General features: G+C 69.4%; 19 protein-coding genes. 8 read left to right on the top strand and 11 right to left on the bottom strand.

What is annotated here, in order from left to right:
* Nucleotides 1–84 precede the first annotated feature (84 nt).
* The gene (locus tag SK224_RS02040) at nt 85–522 is read left to right on the top strand and encodes an Hsp20/alpha crystallin family protein (RefSeq protein WP_234074549.1); all 438 of its coding nucleotides are present in this window, start codon (nt 85–87) and stop codon (nt 520–522) included.
* Nucleotides 523–730: 208 nt separating this feature from the next.
* Here the strand turns inward: SK224_RS02040 and SK224_RS02035 are convergent, their stop codons facing one another.
* On the bottom strand, nt 731–1,039 hold the full coding sequence (locus SK224_RS02035; protein ID WP_320433163.1) for a hypothetical protein: 309 nt from the start codon (nt 1,037–1,039) through the stop codon (nt 731–733).
* Complete coding sequence (locus tag SK224_RS02030) at nt 1,036–1,923, bottom strand: helix-turn-helix transcriptional regulator (RefSeq protein ID WP_320433162.1); 888 nt, start codon at nt 1,921–1,923, stop codon at nt 1,036–1,038. The genes SK224_RS02035 and SK224_RS02030 overlap by 4 nt, the downstream gene beginning before the upstream one ends.
* On the opposite strand from SK224_RS02030, the gene SK224_RS02025 reads away from it, so the two are divergent.
* Genes SK224_RS02025 through SK224_RS02005 form a run of 5 tightly spaced genes read left to right on the top strand, consistent with a single transcriptional unit; the run spans nt 1,922 to nt 4,944 of the window.
* Nucleotides 1,922–2,716: a class I SAM-dependent methyltransferase gene (locus tag SK224_RS02025; RefSeq protein ID WP_320433161.1), complete on the top strand. Its 795-nt coding sequence runs from the start codon at nt 1,922–1,924 to the stop codon at nt 2,714–2,716. The two genes, SK224_RS02030 and SK224_RS02025, sit on opposite strands and share 2 nt — an antisense overlap.
* Nucleotides 2,717–2,770: 54 nt before the next feature.
* On the top strand, nt 2,771–3,085 hold the full coding sequence (locus tag SK224_RS02020) for a hypothetical protein (protein ID WP_320433160.1): 315 nt from the start codon (nt 2,771–2,773) through the stop codon (nt 3,083–3,085).
* 43 nt (nt 3,086–3,128) lie between these two features.
* Complete coding sequence (locus SK224_RS02015) at nt 3,129–3,956, top strand: SDR family NAD(P)-dependent oxidoreductase (RefSeq protein WP_320433159.1); 828 nt, start codon at nt 3,129–3,131, stop codon at nt 3,954–3,956.
* Between the two features lie 56 nt (nt 3,957–4,012).
* Nucleotides 4,013–4,654, top strand: a complete 642-nt coding sequence (locus SK224_RS02010; RefSeq protein WP_320433158.1) for a hypothetical protein — start codon at nt 4,013–4,015, stop codon at nt 4,652–4,654.
* Nucleotides 4,651–4,944 carry a transcriptional regulator gene (locus SK224_RS02005; RefSeq protein WP_320433157.1) on the top strand — a complete coding sequence of 98 codons (294 nt, stop codon included), beginning with the start codon at nt 4,651–4,653 and terminating at the stop codon, nt 4,942–4,944. Before SK224_RS02010 ends, SK224_RS02005 begins: the two co-directional genes overlap by 4 nt.
* Here SK224_RS02005 and SK224_RS02000 read toward each other — a convergent pair.
* The 5 genes from SK224_RS02000 to SK224_RS01980 form a co-directional block, all read right to left on the bottom strand.
* Entirely contained in the window at nt 4,939–5,691 is a 753-nt protein-coding gene (locus SK224_RS02000) for a phosphotransferase (protein WP_320433156.1), read from the bottom strand. The two genes, SK224_RS02005 and SK224_RS02000, sit on opposite strands and share 6 nt — an antisense overlap.
* 9 nt (nt 5,692–5,700) lie before the next feature.
* Nucleotides 5,701–6,303, bottom strand: coding sequence for a pyridoxal 5'-phosphate synthase (locus SK224_RS01995; protein WP_320433155.1), 603 nt, complete (start codon nt 6,301–6,303; stop codon nt 5,701–5,703).
* A 96-nt stretch (nt 6,304–6,399) separates the two neighbouring features.
* Complete coding sequence (locus SK224_RS01990) at nt 6,400–7,248, bottom strand: hypothetical protein (protein WP_320433154.1); 849 nt, start codon at nt 7,246–7,248, stop codon at nt 6,400–6,402.
* On the bottom strand, nt 7,245–7,937 hold the full coding sequence (locus SK224_RS01985) for a response regulator transcription factor (RefSeq protein WP_320433153.1): 693 nt from the start codon (nt 7,935–7,937) through the stop codon (nt 7,245–7,247). The genes SK224_RS01990 and SK224_RS01985 overlap by 4 nt, the downstream gene beginning before the upstream one ends.
* On the bottom strand, nt 7,925–9,184 hold the full coding sequence (locus tag SK224_RS01980) for a sensor histidine kinase (protein ID WP_320433152.1): 1,260 nt from the start codon (nt 9,182–9,184) through the stop codon (nt 7,925–7,927). The genes SK224_RS01985 and SK224_RS01980 overlap by 13 nt, the downstream gene beginning before the upstream one ends.
* Before the next feature lie 82 nt (nt 9,185–9,266).
* On the opposite strand from SK224_RS01980, the gene SK224_RS01975 reads away from it, so the two are divergent.
* Nucleotides 9,267–10,697, top strand: a complete 1,431-nt coding sequence (locus SK224_RS01975) for an MFS transporter (RefSeq protein ID WP_413816751.1) — start codon at nt 9,267–9,269, stop codon at nt 10,695–10,697.
* Between the two features lie 10 nt (nt 10,698–10,707).
* Here SK224_RS01975 and SK224_RS01970 read toward each other — a convergent pair whose 3' ends face one another.
* Both SK224_RS01970 and SK224_RS01965 read right to left on the bottom strand, forming a co-directional pair.
* Nucleotides 10,708–11,415, bottom strand: a complete 708-nt coding sequence (locus SK224_RS01970) for a hypothetical protein (protein ID WP_320433151.1) — start codon at nt 11,413–11,415, stop codon at nt 10,708–10,710.
* Between the two features lies 1 nt (nt 11,416).
* Nucleotides 11,417–11,944 carry an RNA polymerase sigma factor gene (locus tag SK224_RS01965; protein ID WP_320433150.1) on the bottom strand — a complete coding sequence of 176 codons (528 nt, stop codon included), beginning with the start codon at nt 11,942–11,944 and terminating at the stop codon, nt 11,417–11,419.
* An 80-nt stretch (nt 11,945–12,024) separates the two neighbouring features.
* Here SK224_RS01965 and SK224_RS01960 point away from each other — a divergent pair, with 80 nt between their 5' ends.
* Nucleotides 12,025–12,831 carry a Cof-type HAD-IIB family hydrolase gene (locus tag SK224_RS01960; RefSeq protein ID WP_320433149.1) on the top strand — a complete coding sequence of 269 codons (807 nt, stop codon included), beginning with the start codon at nt 12,025–12,027 and terminating at the stop codon, nt 12,829–12,831.
* A gap of 60 nt (nt 12,832–12,891) precedes the next feature.
* Here SK224_RS01960 and SK224_RS01955 read toward each other — a convergent pair whose 3' ends face one another.
* Both SK224_RS01955 and SK224_RS01950 read right to left on the bottom strand, forming a co-directional pair.
* Entirely contained in the window at nt 12,892–14,490 is a 1,599-nt protein-coding gene (locus tag SK224_RS01955) for a hypothetical protein (RefSeq protein ID WP_320433148.1), read from the bottom strand.
* Nucleotides 14,472–15,284: an ABC transporter ATP-binding protein gene (locus SK224_RS01950; RefSeq protein ID WP_137417963.1), complete on the bottom strand. Its 813-nt coding sequence runs from the start codon at nt 15,282–15,284 to the stop codon at nt 14,472–14,474. Before SK224_RS01950 ends, SK224_RS01955 begins: the two co-directional genes overlap by 19 nt.
* Nucleotides 15,285–15,605 lie beyond the last annotated feature (321 nt).

Here is a 15,605-nt window from a genome sequence, read left to right as displayed (position 1 = left end):
ATCTGTGATTGTTGAGCCAAGGGGGCTCAACTTAGGGACTACGGGTCGGATCCCGCATCCGATCCCGCTCGAGAGGAGACGACTATGGCTGCATACGACTCGCTCCGTGACCTGGAGCGCATGGCGAACACGTTCTTCGACACCGCGCGGCGCGGCCCTCGGCAGATGCCGATGGACCTCTACCGCGACGGTGACCACTACGTCCTCACCGCCGACCTGCCGGGCATCGATCCCGGATCGGTCGACGTCGACATCGACGGTCAGCTGCTCACCATCCGTGCCGAGCGCACACTGTCGGCGGGTGATGGAGTCACCTGGATCACGCGGGAGCGGACGTCGGGCACGTTCCTGCGTCAGTTGAGCCTCGGCCAGGGGCTCGACACCGAGAAGATCTCGGCGAGCTACCGCAACGGCGTGCTGAGTGTCACGATCCCCGTCAGCGAGAAGGCCAAGCCGCGCAAGGTCGAGATCGTGACGGGTGACGACGCCCCCGCGCTGCAGGTCTCGGAGTCGCAGAGCTGACGCATCGCGGACAGCAGTAAGGGCCGGTCGGAGAGGCTTCCGACCGGCCCTTGTCCCTTTGCACCAAGAGTGTCCTGCAATCACATGTCGGTAGCTGCCACAGCAAAACAACTACCGTGCGAGCACTCTATAACGGTGAGATAACGGAGGGGAAGAGGTTTCCGTTACCTTTTCGTGATTCTTTGCTGACGCATAGCCGACTGTCGGGTTAGCGGTCGCGGACGGGGGTAATCAGCACCCCGCCGAAGCGCGCCTCGGAGTACTCCCACTCACGTCCGTCGACCCACACCCGCGCCGAGGCGCACGGGAGGGACTCGTGCTCGCCGTCCGGCCAGTGCAGGACGAAGCCGCCGCCGAAGGAGGCGTTCGATCCGGTGACGCGGGCGCCGTCCGCATCCACGGCGCGAGCTTCGCACTCGTCGCAGAGATACTCAGGGTACCGGTCCGACTGCGCGACCTGGGCGCCGCAGTTGGGGCACGGCTGCGTGCCGCGGGAACCTGGGAGGAACGCACTCATGGGCACGAGTGTAGGTCGGGTGCTCGTGCCGCCGGCGGGAGCCAGATCGTGAGCCGCACGGCGTCGTCCGGCAGGTGGAGGATCTCGTAGCTCCGTTCGACGACGACACCGTCTGTCCCGCGGATGCGGGTGGTCGCGCCCCGGCGCCGCTCGACGATGTGCCCGCCCCACCACGCCGCGAACTGCGGACTCTTCGCCCCGAGCTCGCGTACGAGATCTCCCAGTCGAGGATCGTCGAGGCGGTCGACGTTCGCCGCGCGGAGGTGGGCGACGGCGCCGCGGGCGAGTTCCTCCCAGTCGAGGAATGTCTGGCTGGCGCGCGGGTCTGTGAGCAGATAACGGCAGGTGTTCCGGTGCCCGGGCGGAAGCTCGGCGAGCCCGGCGTACAGCGACATCCCCTCCTCGTTCGCTGCGACGATCGTGCTGAACCTGTCGAGCACGTACGCGGGCTGCGGACGGATCGCTGCGACGAGAGCCGACATCCGCGGGACGAGATCGGCGTCGGAGGTCGGATCCGCCGGAGCGGCGTCGGCGTCGCGAAGCCGCACGAGGTGTCGCGCCGCATCCGGCGACAACGCGAGCGCGTGGGCGAGGGCGGCGAGCACGGCGTCGCTCGGGTGGGACTCGCGTCCTTGCTCCAGACGGATGTAGTAGTCGACGCTGATCCCGGCGCGGGTCGCGACCTCCTCCCGGCGTAGGCCCGGAGTCCGCCTGGCGCCGGGGGCGTCGTGGCCGGGCGCGAGCGCCCTGTCTTGACGGCGAGCGCGGAGGAAGTTGCCGAGTTCGTTCGAGATGGTCGGCTCCTCTCGGCTGGGTGGGTGGGTCGCTCCTATGAACAGTACGGTCTTCCGCCGGGGCGGCTCGAAGCCGGAATGTGGAGGCATGTCCACCTATACCCACGGTCACCACGAATCCGTGCTGCGCTCGCACCGCTGGCGCACCGCCGAGAACTCCGCCGCCTACCTCGTGCCCTTCCTCGGAGCCGACGACCGACTGCTGGATGTGGGGGCCGGGCCCGGCACGATCACGGTCGATCTCGCGGATCGCGTGGCCCACGTCACTGCCACCGAGATCGGCGAGGGCGAGGCGGCGCTGACCCGTGCGACCGTTCGAGAGCGGGGAGCCGAGAACGTCGACGTGCGGATCGCGGACGTGCACGCCCTGCCGTTCGGCGACGACTCGTTCGATGTCACGCACGCCCATCAGGTGCTGCAGCACGTCTCGGATCCGGTGCAGGCGCTGCGGGAGCTCGCGCGGGTGACCCGACCCGGCGGGATCATCGCGGTGCGCGACGCCGACTTCGCCGGGTTCGCGTGGTGGCCGCAGTCGCCCGAGCTGGACCGCTGGCTGGAGCTGTACCAGGCGGCGGCGCGCGCCAACGGCGGCGAACCGGATGCCGGCAGACGCCTCCTCTCCTGGGCGCGGGAGGCAGGGCTCACCGACATCAGCGCGTCGTCCAGCACATGGTGCTACGCGAGCGCGGATGAGCGGATGTGGTGGGGCAATCTGTGGGCGGACCGCATCCGTCAGTCCGCGCTCGCACGGCAGCTGGAGAGCAGCCCCGACACCGACGCCGACGAGCTCGACCGGATCGCCGCCGGGTGGCGTGAGTGGGCCGCATCCGACGACGGCTGGTTCTCGGTCCTGCACGGGGAGATCATCTGCCGCGTGTCGTGACGAGATCAGACCGGGTACGGTGGCACTTCCGACCCATCGACGCCGGAGGACGACATGAACTCTGACCAGCGCGGTCGCCCGCGTTCGCCGCAGGCGTTGAATCTCGTTCTCTCGTACGTCGCCTTCGTGCCCTTGGCGATCATCTGGGCGTCCTTCTCGTGGATCATGCTGACCACCAGCGGCGCGAGCAGCATGGCTGCGCTCATGCCGATGGCGGCATTCATGTTCACCTCGTGGCTCTGGGTGCTGCTGGCGATCATCGCTCTGGCGCGCTCGGCGCGATACGGGGGCAACGCGCATGCGCTCGTGGTCTCGCTCGCGGCACTTCTGCTCGCTGCGCTCGGACTCTTCTTCATGCTGCCTCGCTGACAACGATGACTAGGCTTTCGCGAGCTACGGCGAAGGAGGCCTCATGGCGGGCAAGACGATCGTGATCACCGGTGCGAGCGACGGCATCGGGCGGGAGGCGGCGCGGGCGCTGCACGCGCAGGGGCACACCGTCATCCCCGTCGGGCGCAATCGAGAGCGCACCGCGCAGATCGCCCGGGAGGTGGGTGCGCGCGTGCACCTCGCGGACTTCGCCGATCTCACGAGCGTCCGAGAGCTCGCGGACGATCTGCTCACGCAGTACGACCGCATCGACGTGCTCGCCAACAACGCCGGTGGCATCTTCGGCAAGGTGCGTGAGAGCACGATCGACGGACACGAGATGACCTTCCAGGTGAACTACCTCGCGCCGTTCCTGCTCACGCAGCTGCTCATGGAGCGGCTCATCGCCTCGACGGCCACGATCATCAACACCTCCAGCGTGGGCGCACGACTGTTCGGTCAGCTGGATATCGACGACCTCGACAACGAGCGCTCCTTCAGCGCCACGCGCGCCTACGGCACCGCCAAGCTCGAGCAGATCCTCCACGTGAAGGAGCTCGATCGTCGCTACCGCGCGCAGGGCATCAGCGCCGTGGCGTTCCACCCGGGCAACATCGCGACGAGCTTCTCGAACGCGCCCAGCTCACCGATGCGCCTGATCTACCAGACGCCCCTCAAGAAGCTCTTCCTCACGAGCATCCCCAAGGGTGCCGACACCCTCGTGTACCTCGCTGAGGGTGCTTCGGGTCGGGACTATGCACCGGGCGAGTACTACGTGAAGCGCAAGCCCGCGCGGACCCATGCGCAGGCGGACGATCCGACGCTGGCCCGCGAACTCTTCGAGCGAAGTAAGCGCATACTCGGGCTCTGAGGGGGCGCGGAACATTCCTCTTGCTTCCGAAGACTACTTTGCGATACAAAGTAGATATGACCTCCGCCGACGCTTCCTCCTCTGACTCACCCGCCGCGATGCTTCACGTGATCGAGCATGAGAAGCGCGCGTTGGCACGACAGCAGGCGCGGGGTGTGCCGTGGATCCTGCTCGCTTGGGGCCTGGCCTTCCTGATCGGCTTCGGGGCACTCTGGCTGGTGGAGCATGACGTGGTGGCGGCCACTGTCGCCCTCGCGGTCTGCGGCGTGGTGATGGTGGGGGCGCTGGTCGTCAGCTCGATCGTCGGGGCGCGAATGGGGCGCGGTCTGCGTCACACCGGACAGATCGAGTGGGCGGGACCGGTCTTCGGCCTGGCGTGGCCGGTCGGGCTCCTCGGTCTGTTCGTCGTCGGACTGGGCCTCGTGAACAACGGAATGGACCCCGACCTGTTGTGGGTCTTCCTGCCGGTGGCCGGAGTTCTCTTCGTCGGTGTCATGTACGTGATTGCGGGCGGTATCTGGCCGAACTGGCCGACCATCGCCATGGGCGCGTGGCTCGTGATCGTCGCCGTCATCGCGCCGTTCACCGGCTCGTCCCTGCTCGTACTCGCCGCGGCCGGCGGCGGGGTCTTCCTCTTGGCCGCCGCCTACGTCGCGCTGTGGATCGGCCGTCGACCGGCAGCTTCGGTGGCACGGTGACGGAGCTCGACCCCGTCATCCACGCGGCGGCTCGATTGCGCATCACCGCCGCCCTGGCCGCGCTCAGCCCCGGCACCGGTGTGTCGTTCCCGCGACTGCAGGAACTGCTCGACATGACAGCCGGCAACCTCTCCACTCATGTGCGCAAGCTCGAGGAGGCCTCCTACCTCATGGTCGAGAAGACCCATCGGGGGCGGACGCCGGTCACTTACCTGTCTCTGACGAAAGAGGGACGCCGCGCGTTCGAGGACTACACGGAGGCTCTGCGCAGCATCCTCGGTGCCTCATAGCCGGTGCGCGTTCAGCGCCTCGGCCCAGGCATCCGCGTGCTCTCGTACGTAACGGGATGCGGCGAGCCAGTGATCGCCGTGACCCGACAGGAACATCGACCCCCAGGGCTCCCGGCCTTCGGCGTGCGACGACCGCAGAAGCTCGTGCATCGCCTCCGTGCGCGCGACCATCGCCGCGGGCAGAGCCGCACGCAGCGCGGCGTCCGCCTCGTAGCCGTCGACGAACGCGGCCAGATCCGCTGCGGCGTCGGCGGGGGAACACGACGGGTCGTTGAGCGTGAAGGCCTGTGCGGCGTACGCGAGGTCCCAGAGCGGGGTGCTGGGTGCCGCCGCATCCCAGTCGATGAACACCCATCGCTCGCCGGTCACGAGATTCCACGGGGCGAGGTCGTTGTGGCAGACCAGCTCGGCGCCGGGCGCCGGGATCGCGGAATCCCAGGTGGCGCCCGGTGGGGCCTCGAACCCCGCGCTCGCATCGTGGATGGCGCGCACCAGCGCGCCCGCGCGATGAAGCTCCGGCCGCGTCAGGCCCGACTCCGCCAGCGCGCCGGGGACGAACTCCCACACCTGACGACCCTGCTCGTCGCGGCCGAGCGGAGCGGGCGCGTCGACGCCGGCCTCGCGCAGGGAGGTGACGTACGCGTGCACGTGCGGAGATGCGGGCGTCCACGGCTTGCGGACCGTGTCACCCGCGCGGACGACGGCGCCCGCCGAGTTCCCGCCCGAGAGGCCGTGCTCGTCCTGCATCCTTCGAGGCTATCGCCGGGATTCTGCTCTCGCCGGAGTGGCGGCCGACTCCCCGCCGCGCACCTCGCGATGCCAGGTCTCACCCTGCCGCTCGTACATGATGCGCATGTGGCGCCGGTCGGGCGAGCCCTGCCAGAACTCGACGTGCGTGGGATCGAGCCACCAGAGCATCCAGTCCTCGGGCGTCCGGCCGGCACGCGCGGATTCCGGGCGGGCCTCGAAATCCGCTGCGATCTCGGCGGCGGTGGCGGGCTGCATCCCGCCGCGCAGCCGGACGGCGCGGACGATCGGCTGCCACCAGAAGCTGAGTGCTGCCACCGGGCGCGCCGCGAGCTGCTCGGCCTTCGCGGACGACCGAGGTCCCGCGACCGCCCATCCGCGGGGACCGACGTCTTTGAGGATCAGCGCGCGGGCGTCCGGCAGCCCGTCCGCGTCGACGGTCGAGAGCGTCGCCACGTGCGGCTCGGCGGCGCCGGCGCCCGCCGCACCGCGCAGCCAGTGTTCGAACAGCACGTGAGGCTCATCGGGAAGACTCGCCGTGTCCAGAGCCGGTGCCACCCCGGCGAGCGAGGGCTGCGCCCGCAGCCATGCGGAGAAGGAGGAGGACGTCACACCCCCATCATCGCCCCACCCTCGCCGACTGAGCACCCAACGTGCGAGCGAGCACCCGGTCGGATGCTCGCTCGCACGATGAGTGCGCGTTCGCGCCTATCCGTTGTCGCGGAGGGTGACGTCGCCCGCGGAGACGCGGACCTTGACCGGGATGCGGGGGCCGCTGCTTGCGGAGAGCCGGTTGTCGACCCCGCCCGCCTCCACGTTGGAGCGGACGTCGTAGTTGCCGCGCGGCACGGTGACATCCGCGGAGCCGGCGCTGACGCCGATGTCGACGCTGCGTGGAGCGCTACCGGTCAACTCGGCCGTCAGGTCGCCCGCCGAGAGCTCGAACTCGGCCTCGGTGACACCCGACAGTCGGATGTCGGAGCTTCCGGCGCTCATGGAGGTGTCGATCGTTCGGGCCTCGCCGGAGACGATGAGGCTGCCGGCGGAGAGGTGCGTGTCGAGATCGCCGAACGTGCCCGTGGCGCGAAGCTCTCCCGCGGAGAGGGTGAGCGACGCGTCGACGCCCTCGAGCGTCCGCGGAAGCGTCAGCATCACGCGCGGCTGCTGGCCGATCCAGCCGATGCCGAAGAACCCGTCCGGAGCGCTGATCTTCAGCTCGTCGCCGTCACGCTCCATCCGCCACGCGGATCGGCCGGACGTCACCTCGAGCCGAGCCTCGTCGACGTCGTCGAACCGCAGTTCGAACAGCGCCGCGCTGGCATCCACGTCGACCTCGGTGACGCCGGCGGTCGACGCGGTGAGCGTCTGCGAGGAAGTCGGTAGCGAGGAGGTGACGGCGTTGGCGGCGCCCGAGACCACGGTCCCGCCCAGGATGACGGCGCCGATGACGATCGCCGTGATCGCGACGGCCTTGCCGGCCGGATGCCGGGGCGGCGTCGCCGTGCTCGAGGGCGCGGCCTCGTCGGGAGTCGCAGGGGGAGGGGTGAGCGTGGTCATCGTGATGCTCCTGTCTGAGGTGTCTGCGGGCCGGTCTCGCCGGCGCCGTGCTCGACGTGCGCGAGGGCGGCGAGAACGCGGCGGTTGCCCGATTCGCCGGGCTCGAGTTCGAGCTTCTGGAAGATGGCGGTGATGTGCTTCTCGACGGATGCCTCTGAGAGGAAGAGGGTCGCTGCGATCGACTGGTTCGACCGCCCCTCGGCGATGAGCGCCAGAACCGTCGACTCGCGCTCGGTGAGCCGCTGCATCCGCTCGTCGCGGGTGCGGCGATTCAGCAGTTGCGCGATGACCTCGGGGTCGAGCACGGTCGCTCCGCCGCCGATTCGGCGCACCGTGTCGAGGAAGTCGGCGACATCCGCGACCCGGTCCTTCAGCAGATAGCCGAGCGCTCCGCCGTTCGCCGCGATCAGCTCGCTCGCATACCTCTCTTCGACGTACTGCGAGAGCACGAGCACGGGTAGCTGCGGGTGCGCCGCGCGCAGGCGCAGCGCCGCACGGATGCCCTCGTCGGTGTACGTCGGGGGGAGGCGCACATCGAGGATGCAGAGCTCCGGATCGGTGGCGACGACGCTCTCGTCGAGTTCGCTCGCGTCCGGGAGGGCTGCGACCACGTCGTGTCCGGCGTCCGCCAGCAGTCGGACGAGTCCTTCGCGAAGCAGGACGGAGTCCTCGCAGATCAGGATGCGCACGGCACACTCACCTCCAGAGCGGTCGGCCCGCCCTGCGGGCTGTCGAGGCGGACGTTGCCGCCGGCGGCGAGGATGCGGTTGGAGATCCCGTCGAGGCCGCCGCCGGGCAGCACCCGCGCACCGCCGATGCCGTTGTCCTCGATGCGGGCCCAGAGCGTGCCGCCGTCGCGGACGCGGACGACCACACGGCACTCGGCGGCACGCGAGTGCTTTGCCGCGTTGGTGAGCGACTCGGCGATCGCGAAGTACACCGCGGTCTCGGCCTCTCGGGAGCATCGGCCGTCCACGCGTACGTCCAGCGCCACCGGCACGTGCGAGCGGGCCGCGAGGGCGGACAGGGCCGCATCCAGTCCACGGTCGTCGAGCACGGAGGCGTGGATGCCGCGGGCCAGCTGGCGCAGTTCGGTGATCGCGGCCTTCGTGGAGGTGTGCGCCTCTTCGAGGAGCGCCTTGGCGGCCGTCGGGTCGTCGTCGATCTTCTGCTGGGCGAGTCCCAGGGTCATGCCCACCGAGACGAGACGCGGCTGGACGCCGTCATGCAGGTCCCGTTCGATGCGGGTGCGTTCGACATCGGCGGCGCGGATGGCGCCGGCCCGCTGTGCGTCGGAGGTGCGCGCCGCCTGCGCCAGCATCGCCGTGCGGGAGCGGCCGAGGATGGCGCGGCTGATCACGCCGTGCAACATGCCGAGTCCGACGGTGGCGGCCAGTGCGAGCAGCGCGGTCAGGATCCCCACCACCGGAGCCCAGCCGGCGGGGACCATGCCCACCCCGACCCACACCTCGTCGGCTCCCGAGAGGGGTGCGAAGGCGACGCCGATCGCGCCGGTGACGATCGAGACGAGACTGATGACGGTGACGCCCATGACGGTGGCGATCGCCGTGTTGGCCAGCGCCCGCCACATCGAGGGATCGATGAACTGGTGCCAGAGCGACAGCAGGTAGCCGCCGAAGCCCGGTCGGAGTCGGGGGCTGAAGCGCGGGGCCGGGAGGCCGAGTCCGTAGAGCCCGTCGATCCGCGCGATCTCCAGCCACCCGACCGCGTACATGACGTAGACGAGTCCGACGAGCACGATCAGACCCACGCCGAGGGCCGGCACGAGCCCGAGTCCGGTGCCGAGCAGGCCGAACAGGGTGCTCAGGATGAAGGGGCCGATGAGGCCGAGCGCGGCGAGCTGGGCGATGGCCCCGGCGGTCTGCGCCGGGGCGAAGCGCCTCGCGCGTCGCACGGTGGGAGCTGCGGAAGTCATGTCTCCAACGTAGGGGCGCACCGCCCGGGCCACATCGGAGCAATCCCGACGACCGGGTTCGGGAAAACCCGAAGCCTCGCGCATGTCGGCGCCCGGCGTCATGATGGACCCACCATCCAGCGAAGCGGAGCCCGCCATGCTCGAAAGCCCCGACACGGCCGAGCACGCCCGCACCTCGCGCATGCGCAGCTTCTACCAGGTACTGGCCAACACGCTCGTCGCCAACGTGACCACCAGCTACCTCTGGTTCGCGCTCACGTTCTGGGCCTATCTCGAGACCCGCAACGTGCTCGCCACCTCCATCATCGGCGGCAGCTACATGCTGCTGGTGGCCGTGTTCGGTGTCGTGTTCGGGGCGATCGTCGACCACATGAAGAAGAAGGCCGTGATGGTGCTCTCCAGCCTCATCACCCTGGCCACGTACCTGCTCGCGGGCGCCCTCTTCCTGGCACTCCCCGCATCCGCGCTCATCGACTGGGGCGGCCCGTGGTTCTGGCTGTTCGCGGGCGTCATCCTGATCGGCGGGGTCGTCGAGAACCTCCGCAACATCGCGCTGTCCACGACGGTCACCCTTCTCGTGCCGGGCGAGCGCCGCGACCGCGCGAACGGGCTCGTGGGCGCCGTCCAAGGTGTCGCGTTCATGGTCACGAGCGTCTTCTCGGGGCTGTCGGTGGGGTTGCTCGGCATGGGGTCGACCGTCTTCATCGCGATCGTCGCGACCGCCGTCGCCTTCGTCCATCTGCTGTTCGTCCCGATCCCCGAACGAGGAGTCGCGCACGATCCGGACGCGCCGCCTCGCCGGCTCACCTTCCGCGGAGTGCTGCCCGCCATCCGGTCGGTGCCCGGGCTCATGCCGCTCCTGCTGTTCACGACATTCAACAACCTCGTGGGCGGCGTCTTCATGGCGCTCATGGACCCGTACGGTCTGACGCTCTTCAGCGTCGAGGTGTGGGGCATCGTGCTCGGTGTCACCAGTATCGGCTTCATCATCGGCGGCGGTCTCGTCGCGAAGTTCGGCCTCGGCAAGAACCCTGTGCGAACGCTCCTGTGGGTGAACGTCGGCGTCTCGGTGCTGGGGCTCACCTTCGCCCTCCGCGAATGGTGGTGGTTGTACGCGGTGGGGATGCTGGTGTTCATGGCACTCATGCCGGTGGCAGAGGCCGCCGAGCAGACGATCATCCAGCGGGTGGTGCCCTACGAGACGCAGGGGCGCGTGTTCGGGTTCGCGGCGAGCATCGAGTCCGCGGCCGCTCCGATCTCCGCCTTCCTCATCGGCCCGCTCGCCGAGTTCTGGCTCATCCCCTACATGCGCACCGACGCGGGTCGCGACGGGTGGCGCTGGCTGCTGGGCGACGGTGAGGCGCGGGGGATCGCGCTCGTGTTCGTCGCGGCGAGCCTGGTGATGCTGGTGATCGTCGTCATCGCGTTCCTGTCGCCGCAGTACCGGCGTCTCTCGCGTAGCTACGCCGAGACGCCGGCCCCGCTCGCAGGCCAGGCGGCGGCGACCGCCTGAGCGCGCCGGTTCATCCGCAGTACTCCCAGGGGACGTCGGTGTTCGTCACGCCGACGCCATCGACCAAGCCGGAGTCGGTGTTGAGCTGGAAGAACAGCTTGCCGGCCTGGATGTTAGGCCGTTGGCGATTCACGTCGACGCCGTCAGGGTACGCGGCTCTCACCTCATCGATCGTCGAGCCGATTCCGATGCCCTCGGCCGTGCGCGGGCCGACGGTGCCGCCGTCGCGGGCGTACCACTCCACCGAGTTCACGACATCGGTCTGCCAGCCGGCGATCCACAGCGAGCTGTCGAACCCGTAGTACGCCCCTGCGCACGCGAGTGTCATCCCGCCGACCTCCGCCGCGGCCTGTTCGAGCGGCATCCCGAGCTCCACGGGACCGAGACCATCTGGCCTCAGCACCCAGCCCGCGGGCGACGCCGAGACGGGTGGTGTCGCCATGGGATCGGGTGTGGGCGTTTGCGTGGGCGTGGGCGTCGCGGTCCGTGTGGGCGTCGGGGTGGCCGATATCGTCGGCGTCGGCGGGGTCGCCTGCTGCGGGAGGGGAGCAAGCCATACGGCGGCGCTGATCGAGACGACGACGGCGACGGCCGCGGTGGCGGTCACGACGGCGAACGCACGGCGGCGCGTGCGGCGGGCGTGCTCGATCCGCTCGATGCCTCCCATCACACCCGTGACGAGATCACCGTGTTCGCGAGGTGTCAGGTTCTCTGCCATGTCACACCAGCCCTTCCATGTCGGTTCGCAGTCGCGCTTTCGCTCGGGCGAGCCTGGACTTCACGGTCCCTGCGGGAATGCCGAGGGCCACGGCGGTCTCCGCCTCGCTGTATTCCTCGAGTACGACGAGCACCAATACCTCCTGCTCGCGCCGGCTGAGTCGTCGCAGTGCCGCAAGCACCCCCGACTCGTCGGGCGTACGCGGCGCCGGCACGTTCTCCGGGCGTATCCCGCTGAGCGCGACGCGATATCGTCGCGTGGATCTCTCGAGGTTCCGGGCTGCGTGGACGACCGTCGTCAGCAGCCACGGCAGCGGTGAACCGTCGACCAGCCGTACTGCGGCCCGATGCCGCCAGAGCTCGAAGAACGCGATCGCGACCGCATCCTTCGCGTCTTCCCGCGTGGTCAGAACGCGCACTGCTCGCCGGAAGAGGCGATCCTCGTGCCTGTCCACGAGAAGGGCGAAGGCGTTCCTGTCGCCGGCACGGGCTCGACTCCAGTCTTCGGAGTCGGTCGCGAGAGAATCCATACTCCTTACTGTCCGCAGGGGTCGGATCGGTTCCAAATCGGTCGCGACCTCGTGTCTAGCGGATCGGGGAGGATGGAGGGATGAGTGAGCCCACATCCGACATCCGCCTGGTCGCCGTCGACATGGACGGCACGCTCCTCGACGGCGACGGCCGCGTCCCGGACGGGCTGTGGCCGATCCTGGAGCGGATGCGGCGCGTCGGAGCCCTCTTCGCGCCGGCCAGCGGCCGCCAGTACGCGACTCTGCGGCGCGAGTTCGAAGATCACGCCGAGGGGATGGTCTTCATCGCCGAGAACGGCGCGTACGTCGTGCGCGACGGCGAGGAGCTGGCCTCCGACACCCTCGACCACGCTCTCGTCGCCGACGTCCTCGGTCGAGTGCGGGGGATGAGCCACGATGTCGGCGTCGTGCTCTGCGGCAAGCGTTCGGCGTGCATCGAGCGCGACGATCACGCGTTCCGCGCGGAGGCGGCGAAGTACTACGCCCTGCTCGAGCATGTGCCCGATCTTCGGGAGGTCGACGACGACATCCTCAAGATCGCCGTCTACGACTTCGGTGACGCGGAGAAGGGTGCGGGCCCGGCGCTGTCCGAGATCGCCCGCACCCACCAGGTCGTCGTCTCCGGCGCGCACTGGGTCGATGTCATGAACCGTGGCATCAACAAGGGCGTCGCGCTCGAGCGCCTGCAGGAGGTGCTGGACGTCTCACCCGAGCAGACCGCCGTCTTCGGTGACTATCTGAACGATCTCGAGATGATGGATGCGGCCTACCACTCGTACGCCATGGCGAATGCGCACCCGGATGTGGCCGCCCGCGCCCGGCTGCGTGCGCCCTCGCACCTGGAGCACGGCGTCATCCGCGTGCTCGAGGAGCTCTTTCCCGCCTGACACCACCACGCAATGAGGGCCCCGGGAGCGTGCGCTCCGGGACCCTCATGCTCGGCGCGGTCAGGCGCCCTTGAAGCTCTGCAACTGCGCGAGGAGGGCGGGCGCATTGCGATCGAAGACGCGGCCGCCCACCAGCACCCCGATGATCGCGAACACGACGCCGAGAACGAGGCCCGCCGCGAGCGCCACGAATCCCCACATCGCGTCGCCCGTCACGCCGGCGAGGATCGCGGGGATGAGGGAGGGCAACGACAGGATCGCGATCCCGATCCAGATCAGGAACATCAGCAGCGCCGTCACCACGCTCGCTCCCGGCACCCGCTTGAACGGGCTGTCACCGGGAGCGGGGACGGGCTGGACGATCGATGCCGAGCTGATCGCGCACACACCGTATCCGGTCAGCAGCAGACCGAGACTCGCGCCGAGCACCGGAACCAGCAACGACCACTCCGTGGACAGCCCGACCGTGATGACGGCGATCGCAATGGTGACCGGCACCCCGAGCGCCGCGGCGGCGAGCAGACGCCCCGCGCGGTCCTGCCGACCGCGCACGCCGGTGGCGAGCACGGTCGCGAAGGCGGTGCCGTCGTAGGACACATCCGCGTAGGAGACGACACTCAGGACGAACGCGACGAGCACGGCGGAGTAGGCGAACATCGGACTGCGCAGGTCGCCGCCCGAGTAGAACAGCATGAGCACCGGGAACACCGGTACCACCAGGAGCTGACGAAGGTAACGCGGGTCGTGCAGCCAGTACGTCAGCGCACGCGCCCACGTCGCGCCCGTGCCGCCGGTGGGCATACGGCCGAACCAGCCGATCTTGCCCGCCTTCACCGTGGCGGTGCGAGCACGCGGCGGCGAGACCAGGGCCGCGGCCAGCGAACGTCGCCACAGCCACCAGAGGAGGACCAGGGTCGCTGCCCCGATCAACAGCTTCAGGATGCCGCCGAGGATGTCGCCCGAGGCGAGCGTCGCCGGCACCGCCCACGCGGCGGCGATCGGTGTCCATGAGGCCGCGGAGATGATGCCACCGATGCGGTCGGTGGAACTGCCCGCGGCGCTGACCCCCGCATCGAGCAGGTTCATGATGCCGATCGTGATGGGGCCGGCGAGCATGATCACGAGGAACGCGAGACCGCCGAGGAGCTCTCGAGTGCGGCGGTTCCCGCCCGCGCTGCTACTGAGCGCGGCGATGAGCCGCGACACGACGACGCACGTGAGGATGCCGAGCGGAATGCATACGAGAGCGGCGACGAGAGCGATCGGCCAGCGCCACAGCGCGAGGAAGAGGCCGAGAGCGCCCGCGATCGAGGCGATGCCGGGGATGCCGGTGAGCCCGGCGGCCGTGAGGGCGACCATCATCTTGTTCGTCGTCAGGGGGAACGGGGCGAGCTTGACGGGATCGAGCGTCGTGTCGACGCCGGCGACGAACAACGGCCCGAGCGCCCAGCCGAGCACGAGGATTCCGCCGCCCGCGGTCACGACCATCGTCACCACATCGAGGCCGGCGAAGCCCGCCGCGAACAGTCCGATCCACACGCCGATCAGGAGCCCGACGGCCCAGAGACCGCCGAGGATGAACCCGACGAGCTGCCACGGGTTGGCGGCGAGGGTGTTGCCGAGGACGCGGAAGCGCAGCTTCAGGAGAGTCGCAACCACTGCGGTCCCTCCGAGTGGTGACGGCCGCCGACGAGGTCGACGAAGCGATCCTGCAGGCTCTGGCCGGCCCGGACCTCGTCGATCGTGCCCGCCGCCAGGACGCGTCCGCTCGCGATGACCGCGACGTGGTCGCACATACGCTGCACGAGATCCATCGAGTGACTCGAGACGATGACCGTGCCGCCGCTGCCGGCGTAGCTGCGCAGCACGTCCTCGATGTTCGCCGCCGAGACCGGATCCACCGACTCGAACGGCTCATCGAGCACCAGGATGCGGGGCGCGTGCACGAGGGCGCACGCGAGCGCGACCTTCTTCGTCATGCCGGCGGAGTAGTCGACGACGGCGGTGCCGGCGGCTTCTGTGAGATCCATGAGGGTCAGCAGGTCGGCGGTGCGAGCGGCCACCTCGTCGCGCGCCAGGCCGAACATCATCCCCGTGTAGGTGATGAGCTGCTCACCGGTGAGTCGGTCGAACAGGCGCACGCCGTCGGCGAGGTTGCCGATCATCGCCTTCGCGGCGACCGGGTCGCGCCACACGTCGACCCCGTGCAGGACAGCGGTTCCGGCATCGGGGCGCAGCAGGCCCGTGGCCATCGACAGCGTCGTCGTCTTTCCCGCTCCGTTGGGGCCGACGAGCCCGTAGAACGAGCCGGTCGGCACATCGAGATCGATGCCCGCGACGGCCACCTTGTCGCCGAAGCGCTTGGTCAGGCCGCGAAGCTGCAGAGCAGGTCCGGATGCGGCGGGGGGATCGATCGGTGGCAGGGCGGGATCTGTGGTGGTCACGCGCCCCATCCTAGGAGCGCGCTGTGCGCGCCCTCCAGGGGTGGCGCGCGATTCGACCCGGGCGCGGAGCTGGGCAGTCAAGTGCGCACCACATCCCGAAGTCAGTTGGCTAGGCGCAACTCTTCACGCGAGTAGCTCGCCGTTACCGGTTCATCGGCTCCGACAATGTCAATTTTGACGTTGTACCTGCCAGTGATCGTTCGCCCCACGATCGTGCCCGTCGAGTCCCGGTTGCCGAATCGTACGCGCACCGGAGTGCCGGTCTTCGGACTGAGTGGCTCGCTCGCGTGCGGACGGGTGCGGCCGTTTTGCGATGGCATATCCCCTCCT

The organism is Microbacterium sp. BG28, from assembly GCF_034044005.1.
In the GTDB taxonomy this organism is placed as follows: domain Bacteria; phylum Actinomycetota; class Actinomycetes; order Actinomycetales; family Microbacteriaceae; genus Microbacterium.
The sequence above is the reverse complement of the archived record's forward strand: the minus strand, read 5'-3'. Positions and strand labels throughout refer to the sequence as shown.